Annotated in this window: 19 protein-coding genes; 12 read left to right on the top strand and 7 right to left on the bottom strand. The window is 71.6% G+C overall.

The features are described 5' to 3' along the window. Window positions 1-69 precede the first annotated feature (69 nt). A complete protein-coding gene (locus tag ACQPY4_RS35845; RefSeq protein ID WP_433328761.1) occupies window positions 70-408 on the bottom strand; it encodes an HGxxPAAW family protein in 339 nt (112 codons plus the stop codon). A gap of 217 nt (window positions 409-625) precedes the next feature. Here ACQPY4_RS35845 and secA point away from each other — a divergent pair, with 217 nt between their 5' ends. Then, complete coding sequence (secA, locus tag ACQPY4_RS35840) at window positions 626-3,478, top strand: preprotein translocase subunit SecA (RefSeq protein WP_433328759.1); 2,853 nt, start codon at window positions 626-628, stop codon at window positions 3,476-3,478. A gap of 64 nt (window positions 3,479-3,542) precedes the next feature. Here secA and ACQPY4_RS35835 read toward each other — a convergent pair whose 3' ends face one another. The 3 genes from ACQPY4_RS35835 to ACQPY4_RS35825 all read right to left on the bottom strand — a co-directional run bounded on the left by ACQPY4_RS35835 (window position 3,543) and on the right by ACQPY4_RS35825 (window position 6,070). Then, on the bottom strand, window positions 3,543-3,971 hold the full coding sequence (locus tag ACQPY4_RS35835; protein WP_433328757.1) for an Rv3235 family protein: 429 nt from the start codon (window positions 3,969-3,971) through the stop codon (window positions 3,543-3,545). A 72-nt stretch (window positions 3,972-4,043) separates the two neighbouring features. Then, a complete protein-coding gene (locus tag ACQPY4_RS35830) occupies window positions 4,044-5,324 on the bottom strand; it encodes a PTS transporter subunit EIIC (RefSeq protein WP_433328755.1) in 1,281 nt (426 codons plus the stop codon). After that, window positions 5,321-6,070 carry a GntR family transcriptional regulator gene (locus tag ACQPY4_RS35825; RefSeq protein WP_433328753.1) on the bottom strand — a complete coding sequence of 250 codons (750 nt, stop codon included), beginning with the start codon at window positions 6,068-6,070 and terminating at the stop codon, window positions 5,321-5,323. The genes ACQPY4_RS35830 and ACQPY4_RS35825 overlap by 4 nt, the downstream gene beginning before the upstream one ends. Window positions 6,071-6,321: 251 nt before the next feature. On the opposite strand from ACQPY4_RS35825, the gene ACQPY4_RS35820 reads away from it, so the two are divergent. From ACQPY4_RS35820 to ptsP, 5 genes are all read left to right on the top strand, one after another. Next, complete coding sequence (locus ACQPY4_RS35820; RefSeq protein WP_433328751.1) at window positions 6,322-7,365, top strand: SIS domain-containing protein; 1,044 nt, start codon at window positions 6,322-6,324, stop codon at window positions 7,363-7,365. Window positions 7,366-7,378: 13 nt separating this feature from the next. Then, window positions 7,379-7,615: a PTS transporter subunit EIIB gene (locus ACQPY4_RS35815; RefSeq protein ID WP_433328749.1), complete on the top strand. Its 237-nt coding sequence runs from the start codon at window positions 7,379-7,381 to the stop codon at window positions 7,613-7,615. Between the two features lie 15 nt (window positions 7,616-7,630). After that, window positions 7,631-8,086: a PTS sugar transporter subunit IIA gene (locus ACQPY4_RS35810; protein ID WP_433328747.1), complete on the top strand. Its 456-nt coding sequence runs from the start codon at window positions 7,631-7,633 to the stop codon at window positions 8,084-8,086. Window positions 8,087-8,156: 70 nt separating this feature from the next. Continuing rightward, window positions 8,157-8,429 (top strand): HPr family phosphocarrier protein, encoded by a 273-nt coding sequence (locus ACQPY4_RS35805; RefSeq protein ID WP_433328745.1) that lies wholly within the window; start codon window positions 8,157-8,159, stop codon window positions 8,427-8,429. Next, entirely contained in the window at window positions 8,422-10,077 is a 1,656-nt protein-coding gene (gene ptsP / locus ACQPY4_RS35800) for a phosphoenolpyruvate--protein phosphotransferase (protein ID WP_433328743.1), read from the top strand. Before ACQPY4_RS35805 ends, ptsP begins: the two co-directional genes overlap by 8 nt. A gap of 92 nt (window positions 10,078-10,169) precedes the next feature. Here the strand turns inward: ptsP and ACQPY4_RS35795 are convergent, their stop codons facing one another. Both ACQPY4_RS35795 and ACQPY4_RS35790 read right to left on the bottom strand, forming a co-directional pair. Next, window positions 10,170-11,822 (bottom strand): glycoside hydrolase family 3 protein, encoded by a 1,653-nt coding sequence (locus tag ACQPY4_RS35795; RefSeq protein ID WP_433328741.1) that lies wholly within the window; start codon window positions 11,820-11,822, stop codon window positions 10,170-10,172. Between the two features lie 341 nt (window positions 11,823-12,163). Beyond that, window positions 12,164-13,252: a BadF/BadG/BcrA/BcrD ATPase family protein gene (locus ACQPY4_RS35790; RefSeq protein WP_433328739.1), complete on the bottom strand. Its 1,089-nt coding sequence runs from the start codon at window positions 13,250-13,252 to the stop codon at window positions 12,164-12,166. A gap of 151 nt (window positions 13,253-13,403) precedes the next feature. On the opposite strand from ACQPY4_RS35790, the gene ACQPY4_RS35785 reads away from it, so the two are divergent. The 3 genes from ACQPY4_RS35785 (at window position 13,404) to ACQPY4_RS35775 (ending at window position 16,102) form a co-directional block, all read left to right on the top strand. Continuing rightward, complete coding sequence (locus ACQPY4_RS35785) at window positions 13,404-14,366, top strand: MurR/RpiR family transcriptional regulator (RefSeq protein WP_433328737.1); 963 nt, start codon at window positions 13,404-13,406, stop codon at window positions 14,364-14,366. Then, a complete protein-coding gene (locus ACQPY4_RS35780; protein WP_433328735.1) occupies window positions 14,363-15,259 on the top strand; it encodes an N-acetylmuramic acid 6-phosphate etherase in 897 nt (298 codons plus the stop codon). The genes ACQPY4_RS35785 and ACQPY4_RS35780 overlap by 4 nt, the downstream gene beginning before the upstream one ends. Window positions 15,260-15,457: 198 nt before the next feature. Further along, window positions 15,458-16,102, top strand: a complete 645-nt coding sequence (locus ACQPY4_RS35775; protein ID WP_433328733.1) for an HAD family hydrolase — start codon at window positions 15,458-15,460, stop codon at window positions 16,100-16,102. A 130-nt stretch (window positions 16,103-16,232) separates the two neighbouring features. Here ACQPY4_RS35775 and ACQPY4_RS35770 read toward each other — a convergent pair whose 3' ends face one another. Beyond that, complete coding sequence (locus ACQPY4_RS35770) at window positions 16,233-18,323, bottom strand: transglycosylase domain-containing protein (protein WP_433328731.1); 2,091 nt, start codon at window positions 18,321-18,323, stop codon at window positions 16,233-16,235. A 237-nt stretch (window positions 18,324-18,560) separates the two neighbouring features. On the opposite strand from ACQPY4_RS35770, the gene ACQPY4_RS35765 reads away from it, so the two are divergent. The 3 genes from ACQPY4_RS35765 (at window position 18,561) to ACQPY4_RS35755 (ending at window position 21,463) form a co-directional block, all read left to right on the top strand. Continuing rightward, entirely contained in the window at window positions 18,561-19,049 is a 489-nt protein-coding gene (locus ACQPY4_RS35765) for a DUF6912 family protein (RefSeq protein WP_433328729.1), read from the top strand. A 157-nt stretch (window positions 19,050-19,206) separates the two neighbouring features. Next, window positions 19,207-20,838 (top strand): L-glutamate gamma-semialdehyde dehydrogenase, encoded by a 1,632-nt coding sequence (pruA, locus tag ACQPY4_RS35760; RefSeq protein WP_433328727.1) that lies wholly within the window; start codon window positions 19,207-19,209, stop codon window positions 20,836-20,838. Between the two features lie 64 nt (window positions 20,839-20,902). Next, complete coding sequence (locus tag ACQPY4_RS35755) at window positions 20,903-21,463, top strand: hypothetical protein (protein WP_433328725.1); 561 nt, start codon at window positions 20,903-20,905, stop codon at window positions 21,461-21,463. Window position 21,464 lies beyond the last annotated feature (1 nt).

Raw genomic sequence — 21,464 nt, 5'->3', positions numbered from 1 at the left:
GGCGCTTGCCCGCAGGGTGGATGTGCTTAGCCCGGCCTTCTGGGGTGAAGGCCGGGCTGGGAAAGCGGTTCAGCCGTGGGGGGTTTGCTGGGTGTCGGTCTTGATGGGCTTGTGGAGCGTTTCGCCGGACAGGCCGCCGCGGCGTTCGTCGGTGCGCCTGCCGAAGACCGAGTAGTCGACGATCTCCGGGATGACACGGGGCGCGTCGACGACGACGTCGGAGAAGATGTGGACCAGGCCGCCGACCACGATCCCGGCGGCGATGATCACGGCGCCGATCCAGAACATCAGCCAGGACGGGCCGATGCACAGGGCGACACCGCCCACCGTGAACCCGGCGGTGATGATGGCGACGGCGACCCACGAACTGGGTCGTCCGGCGTGTGATCCGTACGCTTCATCGGACATGTTCGCCTCCCCTCGAGTGCACCCAGAGCCTTCCTCCAGACCCGGTGGATCAAACAGGACACCCTCGCCGGGACCGTTCCCTGGAGATCGCCCTCGGGATTGAATTGCGCTGCGGGGATAGCTAGACCATTCTGGGTCTCGCCTACGATGGGCATCGTACGTGTGGTGTGCGTGCCGCAGGCAGCGGTGACCCACGATCTGCAAGGAGCCTCCGAGAGTGCCGCCAGTCATCGACAAGATCCTTCGTGCGGGCGAAGGCAAAATCCTGCGCAAGCTCAAGAAGCTCGCTGATCAGGTCAACTCGATCGAGGAAGACTTCCTCGAGATGAGCGATGCCGAACTGCGCGAGCTGACCGACAAGTATCGGGAGCGGTTCGCCGAGGGCGAGTCTCTGGACGACCTGCTTCCCGAGGCGTTCGCGACCGCCCGTGAGGCGGCCAAGCGGGTCCTGGGCCAGCGCCACTACGACGTCCAGGTCATGGGGGGCGCCGCCCTTCACCTCGGGCACATCGCCGAGATGAAGACCGGTGAGGGCAAGACCCTGACCTGTGTGCTCCCGGCCTACCTGAACGCCCTGTCGGGCGATGGCGTGCACGTCGTCACCGTCAACGACTACCTGGCCAAGCGCGACGCCGAGTGGATGGGCCGCGTTCACCAGTTCCTCGGCCTCGAGGTGGGTGTCATCCTCCCGCAGATGACCCCCGAAGAGCGCCGGGCGGCTTACAACTGCGACATCACCTACGGCACGAACAACGAGTTCGGGTTCGACTACCTGCGCGACAACATGGCGTGGACCCTGGAGGAGTGCGTCCAGCGCGGCCACAACTTCGCCATCGTCGACGAGGTCGACTCGATCCTGATCGACGAGGCCAGGACCCCGCTGATCATCTCGGGTCCGGCCGAGCAGAACTCCAAGTGGTACGGCGAGTTCGCCAAGATCGTCCCGCGGCTGAAGCGGGCCGAGCTGGTCAGCACCGCCGGCCAGGTCGACGAGTACGGGCCCGGCGACTACGAGGTCAACGAGAAGAAGCGCACGGTCGGCATCACCGAGGCCGGGGTCGAGAAGGTCGAAGACTGGCTCGGCATCGACAACCTCTACGACGCGACCAACACGCCGCTGGTGAGCTTCCTCAACAACGCCCTCAAGGCCAAGGAGCTCTACAAGAAGGACAAGGACTACGTCGTCATGAACGGCGAGGTCCTGATCGTGGACGAGTTCACGGGCCGCATCCTGCACGGGCGCCGTTACAACGAGGGCATGCACCAGGCCATCGAGGCCAAGGAAGGCGTGCAGATCAAGGACGAGAACCAGACGCTCGCCACGATCACCCTCCAGAACTACTTCCGGCTCTACGGCAAGCTGAGCGGCATGACCGGCACCGCCGAGACCGAGGCGGCCGAGTTCAACAAGACCTACAAGGTCCACGTCGTCCCGATCCCGACGAACAAGCCGATGATCCGCGAGGACGTCGCCGACGTGGTCTACAAGACCGAGCAGGCCAAGTTCGAGGCCGTCGTCGACGACATCGCCGAGCGGCACGAGAAGGGCCAGCCGGTCCTGGTCGGCACCACCTCGGTCGAGAAGTCCGAGCGGCTGTCGAAGATGCTCAAGCGGCGCGGCGTCCCGCACCAGGTGCTGAACGCCAAGCACCACGAGCAGGAGAGCGCGATCGTCGCCGAGGCGGGCCGCAAGGGCGGCGTCACCGTGGCCACCAACATGGCCGGACGCGGCACCGACATCATGCTCGGCGGCAACCCCGACTTCCGCGCCGACCTCGAGCTGCACCAGCGCGGGCTGTCCCCGCTGGAGACGCCCGAGGAGTACGAGGCCGCCTGGCCCGAGGCGCTGGAGAAGGCCAAGGACGCCGTCAAGGGCGAGCACGAGGAGGTCGTCGAGGCCGGCGGTCTGTACGTGCTGGCCACCGAGCGGCACGAGTCGCGGCGCATCGACAACCAGCTGCGCGGACGCTCCGGCCGTCAGGGCGACCCGGGCGAGTCCCGGTTCTACCTGTCGCTCGAGGACGACCTCATGCGGCTGTTCAACTCGGCCCGGGTCGAGGCGATCATGACCCGCCTCAACATCCCGGACGACGTGCCGATCGAGTCCAAGATCGTGTCCAACGCGATCCGGTCGGCGCAGAGCCAGGTCGAACAGCAGAACTTCGAGATGCGCAAGAACGTCCTGAAGTACGACGAGGTGCTCAACCGGCAGCGCAAGGTCATCTACGCCGAGCGCCGCAAGGTCCTGGAGCACGCCGACCTCGGCGACCAGGTCCGCCGCATGATCGAAGAGGTCGTCAACGGCTACGTCGCGGGCGCCACCGGCGAGGGCTTCGCCGAAGAGTGGGACCTTGAGAAGCTGTGGAAGGCGTTCAAGCAGCTCTACCCGATCTCGATCACGGTGGAGGATCTCACCGAGGAGGTCGGCGGCGACATCTCCGGCCTCGACGCCGAGACGCTGGCCGAGAAGCTCCGCGAGGACGCCCTGGGCACCTACGAGAAGCGCGAGGAGGAACTCGGCTCGGAGGTCATGCGCGAGCTCGAGCGCCGCGTCGTCCTCTCGGTGCTCGACCGCAAGTGGCGCGAGCACCTCTACGAGATGGACTACCTCCAGGAGGGCATCGGCCTGCGGGCCATGGCGCAGCGCGACCCGTTGGTGGAGTACCAGCGCGAGGGCTACGACATGTTCAACGCGATGCTCGACGGCATCAAGGAGGAGTCGGTCGGCTACCTGTTCAACCTCGAGGTCGAGGTCGAGGAGCAGCCGGCGGCCCCGACGGTCGGCGCCGCGCCGGTCGAGATCTCCAAGTCCGCTCCGGCCTCGTCGGACGACGAGGAGGACGACCTGCCGTCGGACGACGTCCCGGCCATCCACGCCAAGGGCCTGGACGAGCCGAAGCGCCCGAAGAAGCTCGACTACTCCGCGCCCTCGGTCGACGGTGACGCCGGAGTCGAGCACCACAGCGAGGAGACCGCCGACGAGTACGCCGGTGTCTCCCGCAACGACCCGTGCCCCTGCGGCTCGGGCAAGAAGTTCAAGCGTTGCCACGGAGGGCCGGGCGCCAAGTAGCGCCTGACCCGCCGTACCAGGAGCGGCCCCCCACACCCGGGGGGCCGCTCCTGCGTTTACGGGGTCACGCGCTACAGGTCTCCAGCGCGGTGCACCGCCACCGTCCGCGCCACAACTCCAGCCGCAACGCCAGCGCCCGGACGCGTCCCGCGATCTCGACCACGCCGCCCGTCTCGATCACCCCCGCCACCGGCATCTGCACCCACGAAACCAGAACCCGCGGCGGCCGGACCCGGGTCGGGGCGGGGCTTAGGCGGGACAGGCCCTCGCAGATGAGGGGGTGGGCTCGGCGGGACAGGTGGTGGGAGGTCCGGGTTCCGGCGAGGACTTCGGCGACGAGGCGGAGGGTGGCTTCGGCGACCATTCGGGGGTCGGTGTCCTCGCTGACTACGCGTAAGCCCGGACGGCCTGAGGCGGGGACGGGTTGCGCAGCGAGGGCCAGGGCACCGGACGTGGGGTGGACCGGGGGGACGAGGCGGACGATGCCGGGCATGGGGCCTCCTTCGGTGGGTTCGCACTGAAGGAGCGCCGAGGGCCGGAATTTGATACATCGCGGCCCGGAAAATCAGCGGGGAGGGTCGTCCTCGGGTTCGCGGCCGGGCGTCGCGAAGTCGAACTTGATGATCAGCGCTTTGAAGATGGCGTAATACAGGAAGAAATAGATGACGCCGAGGCCGATGATCAGTGGAAGGCCCTCGGTGTTGTCCTTGGTGGCGTTCATCAGCATGTCGATGCCGCCCGCGGAGAAGCCGAATCCGAGCTTGGCGCCCGCGGCCGACAGCAGCGCCATCGAGAGGCCGGTCAGCACCACGTGGACGGCGTAGAGCACGGGCGCGACGAACATGAAGGTGAACTCGATGGGTTCGGTCACGCCGGTGACGAACGCGGTGAGGCCGGCGGAGAACATGATGCCGCCGACGTCGTGGCGGCGGTGCGGGGGCGCGGCGCGCCAGATGGCCAGGGCGGCTCCGGGCAGGCCGAACATCAGGACGGGGAAGAACCCGGCGAGCAGCCCGCCCGCGGACGGGTCCCCGGCGAGGTAGCGGTCGATCTCGCCGTGCTTGACGCCCTCGGGGGTCTCGTAGGAGCCGAAGACGAACCAGATCAGCGAGTTGGGGATGTGGTGCAGGCCGAACGGGAGCAGCAGCCGGTTGACCACGCCGTACGCGCCCGCGCCGACCGCGCCCGCGCCGGTGATCCAGTTGCCGAAGTCGTTGAGCCAGCCGCCGAAGACCGGCCAGATGACGCCGATGGCCACGCCGAGGCCGAGGGCCGCGACGGCCGAGGCGATCGGCACGAAGCGGCGCCCGCCGAAGAAGGCCAGCCAGGCGGGCAGCTTGATCCGGTGGAAGCGCTGGTAGAGCAGGGCGGTGACGACGCCGATCAGGATGCCGCCGAGGACGTCGGTGGGGTTCTTCGCGGCCCAGTCGATGACCTCCTCGCTGCGGCCGTCGGTGACCCGGGTGACCATGACCCGGTCCTTCAGGTCGGCGCTGAAGGAGAACATGACCTTGGAGACGCGGTCGAAGACCAGGTAGCCGACCACGGCGGCCAGCGCGGTGGAGCCGTCGGCCTTCTTGGCGAACCCGATGGCGACGCCGACGGCGAACAGCAGCGGCAGCCAGTCGAACAGGGCGTCGCCGGCGCTGCCGACGACCTTGGCGACGTCGTTCCAGCCCAGGCCGTCCTTGCCCAGCAGGTCGTCCTGGCCCAGGCGCAGCAGCAGCGCGGCGGCGGGCAGGACGGCGATCGGCAGCATGAGGCTGCGGCCGATGCGCTGGAGGACGGCCAGGATCCGTGACCCGTTGCCGGGATCGGTGGTGGCGACCGCCGTTGTCGACGTCATCGGGGTGCCTTCCTCGTCCGGGGGTTCGCGAGGGCGGTGTGGACCTGGTAGCGGTCGGCCCGGTAGGTGGAGACGCCGAGTTCGGCGCAGACGCCTCCCGAATACGACCGGCGCCGCAGCAGCAGGACGGCGCTGCCGCGGGCGATCTTGAGGGCCTTGGCCTCGGCGGTGTCGGCCAGGCCCGCGTCGATGGTCTGGTCGCCCGCGTCGAAGACCAGGCCGTAGACGGCCTCCAGGACGCCGTGCAGCGAGCGGTCGGCCAGCCTGCGGTCGAGCAGGTCGGGGGCGAAGGAGGCCAGGATGTGGGCGCGTTCCAGCGCCATCGGCTCGCCGTCGGCGGTGCGCAGCCGCTCGATGACGTGTATCTCGGTCCCGGCCTCGACGCCGAAGGCGCGGGCGAGCGCGGCGTCGGCGGCGACGGTGCGGCGGTCGAGGTCGATGCCGCCGGGACGCAGCCCGCGGGCCAGCATGTCCTCGGTGAAGGAGACCAGCCGCAGCGGCATCTCGATCTTCGGCCGGGCGACGAACGTGCCCTTGCCCGGGACCCGGTACAGCCGTCCCTCGGAGACCAGCTGGTCGACGCCCTGCCGGACGGTCATGCGCGACAGTTCGAACATGGCGCACAGCTCGCGCTCGGAGGGGATCGCGGCGTCCACCGGCAGCTCGGCCGATTCGATCATGTCGAGCAGGATGGCCCGGAGCTGGAAGTACTTGGGGACGGGGCTGAGCGGGTCGATGGTGGTCACGGGGGTCCTCGCGGGCGGGCGGCGGCCGGGTCCTGAGCGACTGGTCTAGGCCGGACTAGACCACAGGGTAATCCGCCTGTCAACGCACCCTACCGATCACGATCTCCCCGCTCTTGGGTCTCGCGCGCGAAGGTCGCCGTGGAGTAGGCTTCGCACTGGTCTAGGCCGGACTAGACCAGTGGTCGGAACGGGCGCCCGCGCCACGCGCGTACGACCACGATCACCGGGCAGAACGTCCTCCAGGGGGGATCATGAGCACGAGCAGGATGCGGGCCGAGATCGGCGAGCAGCCCGAGGCGCTGGAGCGGACGATCGACGCCCTGCTCCCGCGGCTGTCCGACATCGGCCTCCTGGCCCGAGAGACTCGCCAGGTGCTGTTCATCGCGCGCGGATCGTCCGACAACGCGGCCGTCTACGGCCGGTATCTGGTGGAGTCGCACACCGGACGGCTGGCCACCCTCGCCGCGCCGTCCATCGCCACCGCCTACGCCCGCAAGCTGGACCTCTCGGGCGTCCTGGCCGTCGCGATCAGCCAGTCCGGCAAGACCGAGGAGATCGTCGAGACCCTGACCTGGGCCGCCGACTGCGGCGCCCGGACGGTCGCGGTCACCAACGGCGCCGGCTCGCCGCTGGCCGAGACCGCCGAGGTCGCGCTGGTCACCGACGCGGGCGCCGAGCTGGCCGTCCCGGCCACCAAGACCTACACCACCCAGCTCGCCGCGCTGGCGGTGCTCGGCCTGGGCCTGGGCGCCGACGTCGACCTGGCCGACCTGCGGAACGTCCCGGACGAGGTGCGCCGCCTGATCGCCGTGACCGAGGCGTCCGAGCAGCTGCCCGCGATCGTCGAGGAGCTCGCCGGGGTCCCCGGCGCCGTCGTGTCGGGACGCGGCATCGCGTTCGGCACCGCGCTGGAGCTGGCCCTGAAGATCAAGGAGGCGTGTTACCTGCACGCCATGGGCCTGTCGTACGCCGACCTGCTGCACGGCCCGATCGCCGTCGTCGACGCCGAGACCCCCGCGCTGCTGGTCGCGGCCGACTCGGGGCCCACGCTTTCGGGGACGATCGCGCTGGCCCGCCGGGTCAAGGCAGCGGGTGCGTCCGCATACGGTGTCGGTGGCGGCCAGGGCCTGGCCGACGCCTGCGCGCACTCCCTGTCCGGCCCTTCTCTGCCAGAGTGGGTCGCCCCCTTGGCGCTGATCGTCCCCGGGCAGATCCTGGTGGAGAATCTCGCCCGGAGGCTCGGCGTCGACCCCGACGTGCCGCGCGGGCTCAACAAGGTCACCCAGACCGACTGACACGGGAGAGATCATGGACAGGGCGGAGTCCATCGTCGCCGCGCTCGGCGGCGCCGACAACATCCGGGAGATCGAAGCCTGCGCCACCCGGTTGCGGACCGAGGTCGACGATCCCGCCAAGGTCGACGAGCCGGCGCTCAAGGCCGCGCGCGGCGTTTACGGGGTGATGCGCAGGGGCGGCGTCGTCCAGGTGGTCGTCGGCCCGGAGGCCGACACGATCGCCGCCGACATCGAAGACCTGCTCGCCTGACCCCGGGAGCCCCCCATGAAACGGACCCGAGTCCTCTCCCCGGTCGGCGGAAAAGCCGTCGGGCTGGCCGCCGTCCCCGACCCCGTCTTCGCCCAGGCGATGGTCGGGCCGGGCACCGCCGTCGACCCCGTGCGGGTGCCGGGCCACGCGCTGGCGCCCGTCACCGGCAGGGTCGTCAAGCTGCACCCCCATTCCTACGTGGTCATCGACGGTCACGGGCACGGCGTCCTGGTCCACCTCGGCGTCGACACCGTGGGGCTCAAGGGCGAGGGGTTCGCGCCCCTGGTCTCCGAGGGCGACGCGGTCGTCGCGGGCCAGCCGCTGGTCGAGTGGGACCCGGCCGTGGTCGAGGCGGGCGGCCGGTCGCCGATCTGCGCCGTCGTCGCGCTGGACGCCGACCTCGAGGTGCTGTCGGACGTCGTGGAGTCCGGCCCCGTCGACGGGGGCACCGAATTGTTCACATGGGCCTGACCGGAATGCAAGGATTCTTCGGGGCCCGCGCCGCGCGGGCACCGGCGAACGGAACTCTGAAGGAGAAGTTTTGACCGAGCGCAACGTCAGGATCGAGTCCAAGGTGGGCCTGCACGCCCGGCCCGCGGCGCTGTTCGTGCAGACCGCGGCCAAGGCGCCCATGGACGTGACCGTCTCCAAGCGCGGCAAGAGTCCCGTCAACGCCAAGAGCATCCTGGCCGTCCTCGGGCTGGACGCCCGGCACGGCGAGGACATCACGATCACGGCCGAGGGGGACGGCGCCGAGGAGCTTCTGGACACCCTGGAGGCCCTGCTGTCCACGCCGGAGCCACAGGGTGCCTGAGGAACTGCGCGGCACCGGGGTCAGCCCGGGAGCGGGGGCCGGACCGGTGCGGACGATCGCCGGGGCCGTCCCCGAACCCGAGGCGGGCTCCCGCCACGCGGGCGACGCCGACGCCGAGCGCGCCACCGCGCTCGGCGCGCTGGCCGCCGTCGCCGCCGACCTGGAGGAGCGCGGCGCCCGGTCGGTCACCCCCGACGGGCGCGACGTCCTGAACGCCCAGGCCCTCATGGCGTCCGACCCCGGCCTGGCCGACGGCGTCGCCGCCAAGATCGACGAAGGGCTGGCCGCCGCCCGCGCGGTGTTCGAGGCGTTCGGCGTCTACCGGGAGATGCTCGCCGGTGCGGGGGAGTACCTCGCCGCCCGGGCGACCGACCTCGACGACGTCCGCGACCGCGCCGTCGCGCGCCTGCTGGGGCTGCCGATGCCCGGCGTCCCGGCCTCGGACGAGCCGTTCGTGCTGGTCGCCCGCGATCTGGCGCCCGCCGACACCGCCGTGCTCGACCCCGCCACCGTGGTCGCCTTCGTGACCGAGGAGGGCGGCCCGACCAGCCACACCGCGATCCTGGCCCGGACGATGGGCGTCCCCGCGGTCGTGGCGCTTCCCGGGGCCACCGACCTCGCCGACGGGACGCCGGTGCTGGTCGACGGCACCGCCGGAACCGTCGTGGTGAACCCCTCGGCTGACCAGGTGAAACGCGCCCGCGCCGCCGACCGGGCCCGCACCGCCCACGTCGCGGAGACGTCCGGCCCCGGAGCGACCAAGGACGGCCACGCGATCCCCCTGCTCGCCAACATCGGCGGCCCGGGCGATCTCGAATCCGCCCTGGAACACGGCGCCGAGGGCGTCGGCCTCTACCGCACCGAATTCCTCTTCCTCGACCGCGCGACCCCGCCCACCGACGACGAGCAGGAGCGCGCCTACCGGACGGTCCTGGAGGCGTTCCCGAAGGGACGCGTGGTCGTCCGCGTCCTGGACGCGGGCGCCGACAAACCCCTGGCCTTCCTCCCGCCCCCCGGGGACGAACCCAACCCCGCCCTGGGCGAACGCGGCCTTCGCATGCTCCGCCGCCACCCCGATGTGCTCGCGGCCCAGCTCCGCGCCCTGACCCGTGCCGCGTCAGGGCTCACCGCCGAGCTGCAGGTCATGGCCCCCATGGTGACCTCCGCCGAGGAGGCCGCCGACTTCGCGGCCATCTGCCGCGAGGCGGGCATCGACCGTCCGGGCGTCATGATCGAGGTCCCCGCCGCCGCGCTGCGCTCCCGCGACCTGGCGTCCGAGGTCGCGTTCTTCAGCCTGGGCACCAACGACCTCACCCAGTACGCGTGCGCCGCCGACCGCCAGATCGGCTCGCTGGCGTCCCTCCAGGACCCGTGGCAACCGGCCGTCCTCGACCTGGTCGCGTCCACCACCGCCGCCGGCATCGCCACCGGCGTCTGTGGCGAGGCCGCCGCCGACCCCGCGCTGGCCTGCGTCCTGGTGGGGCTGGGCGCGACGTCCCTCTCCATGAGCGCGCCGTCACTGCCCCACGTCCGCGCGGCCCTGGCCCGCCACACCCTCGCCGAATGCCGCCAGGCCGCCGGAGCCGCCCGGGCCGCCGCCACGGCGGCCCAGGCCCGCCGGGCGGCCGAGGCCCACCTGAACCCCTGACCCGGGCTCGGCCCGTGGGAGCCACCGTCCGCTCGACGTACGGGCGCAGGACGGCGGTCGGACTTGCGCGCCCCGCTTTCCTCACACGGGGCCTACCGGTAGGACAGGCCCTGGCCGTAAGGGAAGGAGGCTGTGGCGACGGGGAGCTTCCCGGTGGGTTTCGCGCCGCCCGCGACCACCTTGCCCAGCGCGGCAAGGGCCGCCGGGCCCGAGGAGTAGGTGGCCAGCGCGGCCCGGGCCTTAGTGGCGCGGTCGAGGTCGTAGGGACGTCCCAGCGCCGCGACGACCACGGGCTTGGACGCCAGCGACCGCACCCGCCCGGTGGTCGCCGACCCCGAATCGAGCGTGGTGAGCACGGCCAGATCGGCGACCCCCAGCGACGGGACGACGCGCACGCCGTTCTTACGCAACGCGGAAGCCAGGGCGGACGCGTTCGGGCCCGTCACGAAGACCTTCTTGCCCTTGGCCGGAAGGACGCCGCCCTGATTGCGCACCAGGGTGACGGCGTGCTCGGCCACCCGGCGGGCGGCGGCACGATGGGCGGCGGCGCCGACGATCGCGTCGGCGCGGCGGGGGTCGGCCCGCGTCCCGGCGAACAGGCCGCGCTTCTCCTTCATCCGCAGGATGCGGGAGACGGCCTCGTCCAGGCGCCTGCGCGGGATCTTGCCGGACTCCGCGGCCTTGAGCACCGCGGTGTAGGCGGTGGACAGGCTCGGCGGCATCAGCAGTTGGTCGGCACCCGCGTTGACGGCCCGGACGGCGGTCGCTCCGTCGCCGTACTTCTTGCGCGCGCCCGCCATCTGGAGCGAGTCGGTCACCGCCACGCCCTGGAAGCGCAGCGCGCCCCGCAACAGCCCGGTCAGCACGGTCTTGGACAGGGTGGACGGGTCGCCGGAGCGGTCGAGGCCCGGCACCACGATGTGCGCCGACATGATCGCGTCGACGTTCTGCGCGACGGCGGCCTTGAAGGGCGGGGCGTCGAGCTTGTCCCACTGCGCGCGTGTGTGCTTGATGACCGGCAGCCCGGTGTGGCTGTCGGTGGCGGTGTCGCCGTGCCCGGGGAAGTGCTTGGCGGTGGCCGCCACCCCCGCCTCCTGGTACCCCGCGATCGCGGCGCGCAGCATCCGCGACACCAGCGCGGGATCGGACCCGAACGAACGGACACCGATCACCGGGTTGCGCGGATTGACGTTGACGTCGGCGACCGGGGCGTAGTCCTGGTTGATGCCGACGGCCCGCAACTCGGCACCCGTCACCCGCGCCGCCTCACGCCCGTCCCGGGGGTCGCGGGTCGCGCCGAGCGCCATGTTGCCCGGGAACCGGGTGATGAACGGCGTGCGCGTGACGATGCCCTGCTCCTCGTCCACGCCGATCAGCAGCGGCGTCTTGGACGCCTGCTGCAACGCGTTGGACAGCGCGGCGGTCTGCCGGGGCGTGCGCATGTTGCCGGGGAAGTAGATGAACCCGCCCACGTGGTACTTCTTGATCATCGCCCGTGCGTCGGAGGGCCCCGAGAAGGTCGGCACGAAGAGCTGCCCCACCTTCTCCCGCACGCTCATCTCGGCCACGTGCCCGGCGATCCAGGCCCCGGACGTCCCGGGCCCCGGCCCGGCCGCCGGACCCTTGCCCGGTTTGGGCGCGCCGGACGACTCGTCGCGTCCGGCCTTGGCGTCGCCGCCGCACCCGGCCAGGGGCAGGACGAGCACCGCCGTCGCGGCGATCGCGAGCGAACTCCGAACACGCACTTGACCAGGCCCCCCGACGTGGTCGCCGTTACTAGATCGTGATCTGACCTGGCGACGTTAGCCGCTCAGAGCCCCCATGTCGAATGCCACCCGAACACGCCCCACCCTGCACCGTCGCCACGGCGCGCGTACGGGCGGACGACCTCGGTGGAAGCGGAAGCGCGGGCCTCCACGCTGCCGTTCGCCGGTACGAACCAGGCCCAAGGCGCGCACGCGAATGCCTGGCGCCGGGCGGGCGCTTGTTTGGGACGGGGTGCCCGAGGTGGTGGGGCCCCGGGTGGTTCCGGGCGTGGGTGTGGGCGGCCGGGGTTGGGGGGCGGCCGCTGGGGGATTGGGGCTGGTCAGTCCGGTAGGGGGTGGCCGAGGCGTCTCAGGGCCAGGGCGGCGGCGCCGATGGCGCCGTCGCCGGCGCGGCGGGGGTCGGCGGCGAAACGGGCGCGGAGCCCCGCCCTGACCGCGTCGGCCACCGGGCCCTGGCGCAGCACCGAGCCGTGCATGACCACCGGGGCCTGGGGGTCGGCGAGTGCGGGGCGCACCGCGTCGACGTCCCGCAGAAGCCACTCCGCGGCCTCCTCGGTGATCCGCCTGGCCACCGCGTCGCCCGCCGCCGCCGCCGCGGCGACGACCGGGCCAAGTCGGCCCAGGGCCGCGGGTGGGCGGCCATAGACCTCCTTGATGATCGCCTGCGCGAACTGGGGGTCGGGCGGGGGCGGGTGCTCCGGCGGCCGCCCGAGGGGGCCGCCGTCCGGCGGGTGCGCCTGATCCGGGATGAGCACCGCGGTGCCCGTCCCGCGCGAGCGCGCGGAGGTGCCATGGGCGAGCGGGGACGCTCCGGCGGCCACGGTGTCGGGGGCGGGACCCGGGCCGGGGCCCGGGGCACCGGCCATCGCGAGCGCGCGGTGGTGCCGCGGCTGCCGCCGACGGGCCGAGTCGACCACCGACGCGCCGAGCAGTGCCCGGGGCACCGACTCGGTCAGCAGGGTGGGCGAGCCCCGGCCGTCGTAGGCGGCCAGCGCCGCCCGCACGGCCTCGCGTCCCAGCCACACCGCGGAGCCCTCGTCGCCGACGAGCCAGCCATAGCCGTCGGCGCGCTGGACGATCGTCCCGTCGCTGATGACCGCCGCCCCGGCCCCCGTACCGGAGAACACCACGATGCCCTTGGGCGCGTTGGTGCCTGCGGCGAAGGCCACTGCGATATCGGTCACAACGGCGGGAGATCCGCGCAGCCCGACCGCCTGCCAGGCGCGGCGGGCCGCGGCGACCGCGGCGGGACGTCCGGCCGAGCCGGCGCCCGCGATCCCGAACATTCCGGCGATCACGGTGGCTCGGTCGATGTCGCCGAGCGCCTCCCGCAGGGCCGTGGTGAGCGCCCCCGCGGTGTCGCCCCCGGAATTGGGGTTGGCTCCGGGGCCGGTCCCCGTTCCGGCCAAAGCTCCCCCGAGCGTTAGTACGACACAGCGGGTCTTCGTGCCACCCGCGTCTATGCCGATCACGTAAGGACCGGCCAAATGGGTCAACACATGGCGACCGTAGCCTTTTCTGACGTTGACGTGACATCCCGTAAGTAGGAAAATTTCTACCATGAGGAAACCCACCGGCTCCGAGCCGGGGAGCGCAGGGGAGGGCGGCGTGCCCAGGACGGACGCGGCGTCCAAGGAAACGACGCCGCTGAGCACCGTCGTCAGGGTGCGCTCCCTGCTGCCTTCACTGCCCCCCGCTGAGCGACGCGTCGCTCAACGCGTCATCGACGACCCCGAAGGGGTCGCCAACTCGACCATCACCGAACTCGCCCAGAACTGTGGCACCTCTGAGACCACGGTCATCAGGTTCTGCCGGGCGATCGGGTTTCATGGTTATCCAGAGCTCCGTTTGACCCTGGCCACCGAAGCGGGCCGAGCGCAGAGCGCGAGCGGCGGCCGGGTCATCGGGAGCGACATCAGTCCCGACGACTCACTCGAACAGATCGTGGAAAAGGTGACGTTCGCCGATGCGAGGGCCGTGGAGGAGACCGCGGCCCAGCTCGACATCAAGACGCTCGAGCAGGTGGTCGACGCGATCGTCGGCGCCGACCGGGTCGACGTCTACGGTGTCGGGGCCAGCGCGTTCGTCGCGAAGGATTTCCAGCAGAAGCTGCACCGCATCGGCAGGGTCTGCTCCGCCTGGTCGGACGCGCACATCATGCTCACCAGCGCCGCGGTGCTGGGCAGCGGCGACGTCGCGATCGGGATCTCGCACACGGGCGCGACGATGGAGACCATCGACGCGCTGGAGGTTGCCAAGAACAGGGGGGTGACGACCGTAGCCCTGACCAATTTCCCCAAGTCGCCCATCGCCGAGGTGGCGAGTCTCATCCTGACGACGGCCGCTCGGGAGACGACGTTCCGTTCCGGCGCGACCGCCAGCCGGCTGGCGCAGCTGACCGTGGTCGACTGCGTCTTCGTCGGGGTGGCACAGCGCACCTTCGGCCCTACCCGCAAGGCCCTGGAGGCCACATTCGAGGCGGTCCGCGGCCGGACCGTGCGACCCGACCGGAGGCGTCGGTGATCGACTGCGAACTGCCCACGGAGGGCCGTAACCCCAGGACCCTCGACGTCGACACCCTTCCCACCCTCGATGTGCTCCGCCGCATCAACAGCGAGGACGCCACCGTTCCCATGGTGGTGGCGGCGGTGCTGCCCGAGCTGGCCCAGCTGGTCGACCTGGCGGTCGCCTCGCTGCGGGCGGGCGGGCGCGTGCATTACTTCGGCGCCGGAACCTCCGGCCGCCTCGCCGCTCTCGACGCGGCCGAACTGCCCCCGACCTTCGGGATCTGGGGCCGGGTCGTGGCCCATCACGCGGGCGGCACGGGCGCGCTGGCCCAGGCCGTCTCGGAGGTCGAGGACGACACCGAGATGGGCGCGCGGGACGCCGGTGAGGTGCGTCCCGGCGATGTCGCGATCGGCATCGCGGCCAGCGGCCGCACCCCGTATGTCGTGGGCGCCCTGCGGGCGTCCGCGCAGGTGGGGGCCAGGACGGCGCTGATCAGCTGCAATCCGCACACTCCCTACGGCGACGAGGTCGAGGTCCACATCGGCCTGGCCACCGGGCCGGAGGTGATCAGCGGCTCCACCAGGATGAAGGCCGGCACCGCGACCAAGCTGGTGCTGAACTCCTTCTCCACCACGCTGATGATCAAGATGGGGCGCACCTACTCCAACCTGATGGTCAGCGTGAACGCCCTCAACTCCAAACTGCGCGCCCGGCTGGTGCGCATTCTCACCGAGGCGACCGGAATGGACGCCCTCACCTGCGAGAACGCGCTGGCCGACGCCGGGGGGGACACCCGCGTGGCGCTGGTCTCGCTGCTGGGCGAGGTTCCGGCGGCCCGAGCGACCATGGTTCTGGAGGAGACGGACGGGGGAGTGCGGGAGGCCCTGCAACGCCTGAGATCGGCCTGACCGAAGCGAGACCGTGAGACGACCCGACGACCCGCGCCCCCGTGATCATGCAACTCCCGATTGCATGATCACGGACCGGGCCGGAGCCGTCCCGGCGGTTCCCGATTTACGCTTTCTGACGGGTACCGGGAAGAATATTGTGGCGTCCGGGTTAGGTGGGTAGGCGGCGCCGTGTCGCTTATCACCTACCATCGGCGCGTGACCGTCAAAGCTGTGATCACCGACTGGGGAGGCGTCCTGACGTCCCCTCTCCACGAGGCCGTTCCCGTCTGGCTCGCGGCCGACCGGATCGACGCCGTCCGCTACAGGTCGGTCATGCGCGACTGGGTCACCCGGGCCTACGAGAGCGGCGAGGGCGCGGGCGCGAACCCGATCCACGGCCTGGAGGACGGCACGCTCGACCCGTCGGAGTTCGAGCGCCTGCTCGCCGCCGAGCTCCGCACCGTCGACGGCGGCCCCGTCGCGGCCGAGGGCATGATCGCCCGCATGTTCGCCGCCTTCGCGCCCGTCGAGCCCATGTACGACGTCCTGCGCACCCTGCGCGCGGGCGGCACCCGCACGGCGCTGCTCTCCAACTCCTGGGGCAACGAGTACCCGCGCGAGGTGTTCGCCGAGATCTTCGACGCCGTCGTGATCTCCTGCGAGGTCGGGATGCGCAAGCCCGACGAGAAGATCTTCCACCACGCCCTGGCCCTGCTCGGCCTGTCCGCCCGCGAGTGCGTCTTCATCGACGACATCGAGCACAACACCCGGGCCGCCGAGAACCTGGGCCTGCACGTCATCCACCACACCGACACCCCCACCACGACCACGGCCCTCCGAGCCCTCGGCCTCCCCGCCTGACCCGCACGCTCCGGTTATCGGGAGCCGCCAGAGCGTTCTCGCCCTCTCCGGGCGGCGGGGCAGGGGGCAGGCTGAGAGCGTTCTCGCCCTCCTTGGACGGCGGCCGAGCGGTTCCGGCGGCCGCCGGGTCCTAGCGCGTGGCCGGCGTTGGGGTGGGCGAGGTCGTGGCGGACGGGCGTGACCAGTCGAGTGCCGTGCCGGAGAACGCGGGTTCGGGGAACTCCTCGGGCGGCAGGTCGGCGGTGACCTTCTCCATGAACGATCTCCAGATCTTCGTGGGGAGGGTGTCGCCGGAGACTTTCCCCGGGTGGCCGGGCAGGTTCTTCAGCGGGCCCGCCTTGGCGTTGGCCGTCACGACGGCGGCCGAGAGGCGCGGCGTGTAGCCGACGAACCAGGCCGAACGGTTGCCGTCCGTGGTGCCGGTCTTGCCCGCGACCGGATGGACGGGCAGCGCCGCGCCCGCACCCGTGCCCTCCTCGACGACCGCGCGCAGCGCGTGGGTGACCTGGGCGGCGTGGTCCGCGCCGAGCACCCGTTTCCCGGGACGGTCCCAGGGCAATGGGACGGCCCGTCCCCGCGCGTCGACGATCTTGGTGATGAGGTGCGGCGTGACGGCCGTCCCGCCGTTGGCGAAGGCGGCGTAGCCCGCCGCCTGGGTGACCGCCGAGACGTCCGGGACGCCCAGCGCGACCCCCGCCTGGCCCTTGAAGGGGCGCAGGGCCGCCTCCGGGACCCCGAGGTCCTGTGCCGTTTTCAGCACGGTGCCCAGCCCCGCCTCGAAGGCGAGCCGCACATAGCCGGTGTTGACCGACAGGGCCGTCGCCTTGACCAGGTCGACGGTGCCCACCGAGCCGATCTTCTCGTCGTTGTCCACCCGGTAGCCGGGCGCCGTCATGGGGGTGAGCGAACCGTCCGGGGCGAACCTGACCGGCGACTTTCCGCTGATCTTGGAATGGACGTTGTAGCCGCGGCGGAGCGCGGCGGCGAGCACGTAGGGCTTGAACGTGGACCCGGCCTGGGCGACCGGCGCGAAGACCGAGTCGTGCGGGTTGCGGGACGGGTCGCCGTTGTGGAACGCCTTGATCGCGCCGTCCCTCGGGTCGACGGCGATCAGCCCGCGCCGGACGTCCTTCGGCCACTCGGGCTCGCGGGCCTCGCGCATGGCCCGCTCGGCGTGGCTCATCCAGCGCTGGTCGAGCCCGGTGTGGATCTTCAGCCGCCCGTTGACCACCCGCTCGGCGGGGATGTCGAGGGCGCGCAGCTCGTCCATGATCCGCTGCCGGACCAGCACGTTCTGGCCCGAGAGCCCGACGCCGCGCCACTCGCGCCGCGTGACCGGGAACCGCTGGCGGCCGGCCTCGGCCCGGCTCAGCCGCCCCATCGAGACCATGCCGTCCAGCACGTACTTCCAGCGGGCGCGCAGCGCGCGGGCGGGCGCGTCGTTCCCCCGGGTCTTGAAGTAGGCCGGACGCTGGATCATCGCGGCGAGCAGCGCGCTCTCGGCGACGTCCAGGCTCCACACGTCCTTGTCGAAGTAGGCGCGGGCCGCCGCCTGGACGCCGGAGGTCTGGCGGCCGAAGTAGATCGTGTTCAGGTACAGCGCGAGGATGTCCTCCTTGGACCGGTGCCGGTTCAGCTTCAGCGCGATGAAGATCTCCTTGATCTTGCGTCCGGCCGTCCGGTCCCGGCTGAGGCCCTTGTAGTAGTTCCGCGCCAGCTGCTGGGTGATCGTCGACCCGCCCTGGGCCTCGCCGCCGGACGCGTTCTTCCACATCGCGCGGATCGTTCCCATCGCCGAGACGCCGTGTCCCCCGTAATAGCCCCGGTCCTCGGCCGCCAGGACCGCCCAGCGCAGGTGCCCGGGGATCTGCTCGTACCGGACGACCTCCCGATTGGCCCCGATCCTGAACAGCGGCGTCCGCCCGTCGGCGTAGTAGACCGTCGTCCCTTCGTCGTCCGCACCCGCCTGAGGTTCCGTCGGGACGGGCGTCCCCACGTACATCACCACAAACGCCCCGACCACCAGCGCGAACACGGAGCCCAGCGCCACCAGCGTCCGCCTCCCGGGAAGCCGCACCCACCGAAACCCGCTCCTGCGGAAGCGCTGGCTCGCGGGGGTGGCGGACGTCTGGGGGGACGGTTTTCGGGAGGTGGTCGATTCGCGGGAGAGGAAGCGGCGGACGGTGGGCGCGGCGTGGCGCGCTCGGGTGCGGGACGGCATGCGGCCTCGTTCGACGTGGGGATGTACGGAAATCGGCCGTCGTCACAAGGCGCGCGGGAAGTTCACGGCGGAGCCAGGACGACGCTGCGGAGTAACGCAGCCAGATCGGTACATGCCACATCTGTGGCCGGCGTCCCGGGGGACCGCCGTGATCACAACCAATCACGGTGGCCTTCGCGCCGCAACCGGAACGCCTTCGGAAAGCGGGCCATCGCGTCTGGCAGACTGCTGCTCGTCATGCGCGTCTATCTGCCGTCCACGCTCGCCGCACTCGCCGCCGTCCACGCCGCGCGGGAGGTCGGTCCCGCACCGCTGGCCGCATACGGGGTCACGCCCGCCCTGCGCGAGTGGTACGCCGACGGCGACCTCGAAGAGCTGGAGTACGCGGCCCTGACGGCGGCCGCGCGCGCTTCGCTGCGGCTCCTGGCCGCCGACGGTTCGGCGCGGCGGGTCGTGCTGGCGGCCGAGGTGGCCGACGAGGCCGTCCGATGGGCGCGGGACGCGACCGACCGGGCGCTGGTCGAGGTGACCGCCCCGGTGCCGTGGCAGAAGATCGCCTCCGGTCATGTGGACGCCGCCGAGGCCGAGGACGACGTCCGCGCGGCCGTGGCGGCGCTGGCCGCCGCCGACGCGGGCGACGAGGACGCGCGTTTCGCCGTCGACGGCGCCGAGGGCCACGAGCTGCTCTGGTACGCCACCCAGGAGCTCGGCGACCTGCTCCGCTGATGTCCGGATTGGACAGGAATCGTAGGGTGGAGAGGCGCGTCGCGGGGTAGGTCCCCGATCGTCAGAGGGGGTGGCCCGGGCAGGGCCGGAGCAGCCCTCTCCCTTATGCGACGATGCGTGCGAACGACAACGATGTCGGATTCAAGGGAGCGACCACATGGATGCCGTCACCAACGTGCCGGTGCCGGAGAACGAGCCGGTCAAGGCGTACGCGCCGGGCAGCGCCGAGCGGGCCGCGCTCGAGTCGAAGATCAAGGAACTGGGCGGCGAGCAGACCGAGTTCACGATGACGATCGGCGGTGAGCGGCGCCTGGGCGGGGGCGAGCCGATCGAGGTCGTCCAGCCCCATGACCACGGGCACGTGCTCGGACGGCTGGGCAACGCGACGGACGACGACGTCCGCGCGGCCATCGACGCCGCCCGCGAGGCGGCGCCGGCGTGGCGGGCCCTGTCGTTCGACGACCGCGCCGCGATCTTCCTGCGGGCCGCCGACCTGCTGTCGGGTCCGTGGCGGCAGACGCTGAACGCGGCGACCGTGCTGGGGCAGTCCAAGTCCGCCCAGCAGGCCGAGATCGACTCGGCCTGCGAGCTGATCGACTTCTGGCGCTTCAACGTCGACTTCGCCCGGCAGCTCTACACCCAGCAGCCGATCTCCTCGCCCGGCGTGTGGAACCGGATGGACTACCGGCCCCTGGAGGGCTTCGTCCTGGCGATCACGCCGTTCAACTTCACCGCGATCGCGGGCAACCTGCCCACGTCGGTCGCGCTGATGGGCAACGTGGTCATCTGGAAGCCGTCGCCCACCCAGCAGCTGGCCGCGCACCACACGATGCGGCTGCTGGAGGCGGCGGGCCTGCCGCCCGGCGTGATCAACCTGGTGACCGGCGACGGCCAGGCCGTCTCCAACGTCGCGCTGCGCCACCCCGAGCTGGCCGGGATCCACTTCACCGGCAGCACCGGCACGTTCCAGCACCTGTGGAAGACGGTCGGCGAGAACATCTCCGGGTACCGCGGCTACCCGCGTCTGGTCGGCGAGACCGGCGGCAAGGACTTCGTCGTCGCCCACCCGTCCGCCGACCCGGGCGTGCTGAAGACCGCGCTGGTGCGCGGCGCGTTCGAGTACCAGGGCCAGAAGTGCTCGGCCGCGTCCCGCGCGTACCTTCCGCGCTCGGTGTGGAACCGGATCCGGGACGAGTTCGTCGACGAGGTCCAGTCGCTGACGGTCGGCAACGTGGCCACCGACCTGTCGGTGTTCATGGGCGCGGTGATCGACGAGCGCGCGTTCGCCAAGCACGAGGCGGCGCTGGAGCGGGCCAGGAGCCTGGACACGCTCGACGTCCTGGCCGGGGGGACGGCCGACCGGTCGGAGGGCTACTTCGTCCGCCCGACCGTCCTGGAGTCCGCCGACCCCAACGATGAGATCTTCACCACCGAGTACTTCGGGCCGATCCTCGGCGTCCACGTGTACGAGGACCACGACTACGACTCCGTGGTCAAGCAGATGGAGGGCGTCGCGCAGTACGCGCTCACCGGCGCCGTGATCGCCCAGGACCGGCAGGCGATCGCCCAGGCCGCCGAGGCGCTGCGGTTCGCCGCGGGCAACTTCTACATCAACGACAAGCCCACGGGCGCGGTCGTCGGCCAGCAGCCGTTCGGCGGCGCGCGGGCCAGCGGCACCAACGACAAGGCCGGGTCGATCTTCAACCTGACCCGCTGGGTGAACGTCCGTTCGATCAAGGAGACGCTCGTCCCGCCGACCGATTACCGCTACCCCCACATGGGGTCATAGCCACCCTGACCGAACGTCGCGTACCCTCGTCTACCAGGCATAACGGGTAGGCGGGGGTGGTCGGGTGCGCCGCTCGGCGGTCGTCGTGACGGTCGTGGCCGTGATCGCGGGTGCGGTCGCGGTCGCCGCCACGCGCGGCGGCGCCGGAGCGAAGGCCCCGATCGACGCGGCCGTCGCGGCCGGGCAGCTGACGATCACCGCCGGGACGGCCGTCACCCCGATCGGACGCCGCGAGCTCGAACCCGGCGGCGACTACCGCTACGAGTTCCGCGTCACCAACCGGGGCCGCCGCGCCGTCCGGTCGCTGGTGGCCCGCAGCGAGAAGGTCGAGGGCGGACGGGCGGGCGCCGGGCTCCAGGCGCTGACGGTCAGCGACCCGTCCTGCGTCGCGGCCGGGCGGGTGATCTGCTCGTTCGACCTGCTGGCGGCGGGCGAGAGCCGCGGCGTCCAGGTCACCGCGCGCTCGGCCAAGACCCGCAGGCCCGGCGACGTCCTGACCATCCACACCTATCTGGCCGCCTACGCCCCCGTCGCCTCGGGCCGCGTCACCTTCAAGGTGCTGGGCCAGACCCGGACGACCACCGGCGTCTTCGGCCCGGTCCGGCCCGCCGGGCACGCCTACTGAT

The sequence above is a fragment of the Spirillospora sp. CA-294931 genome (assembly GCF_050946795.1).
Lineage (GTDB): Bacteria > Actinomycetota > Actinomycetes > Streptosporangiales > Streptosporangiaceae > Spirillospora.
This window is presented reverse-complemented; position numbering and strand designations above follow the sequence as displayed.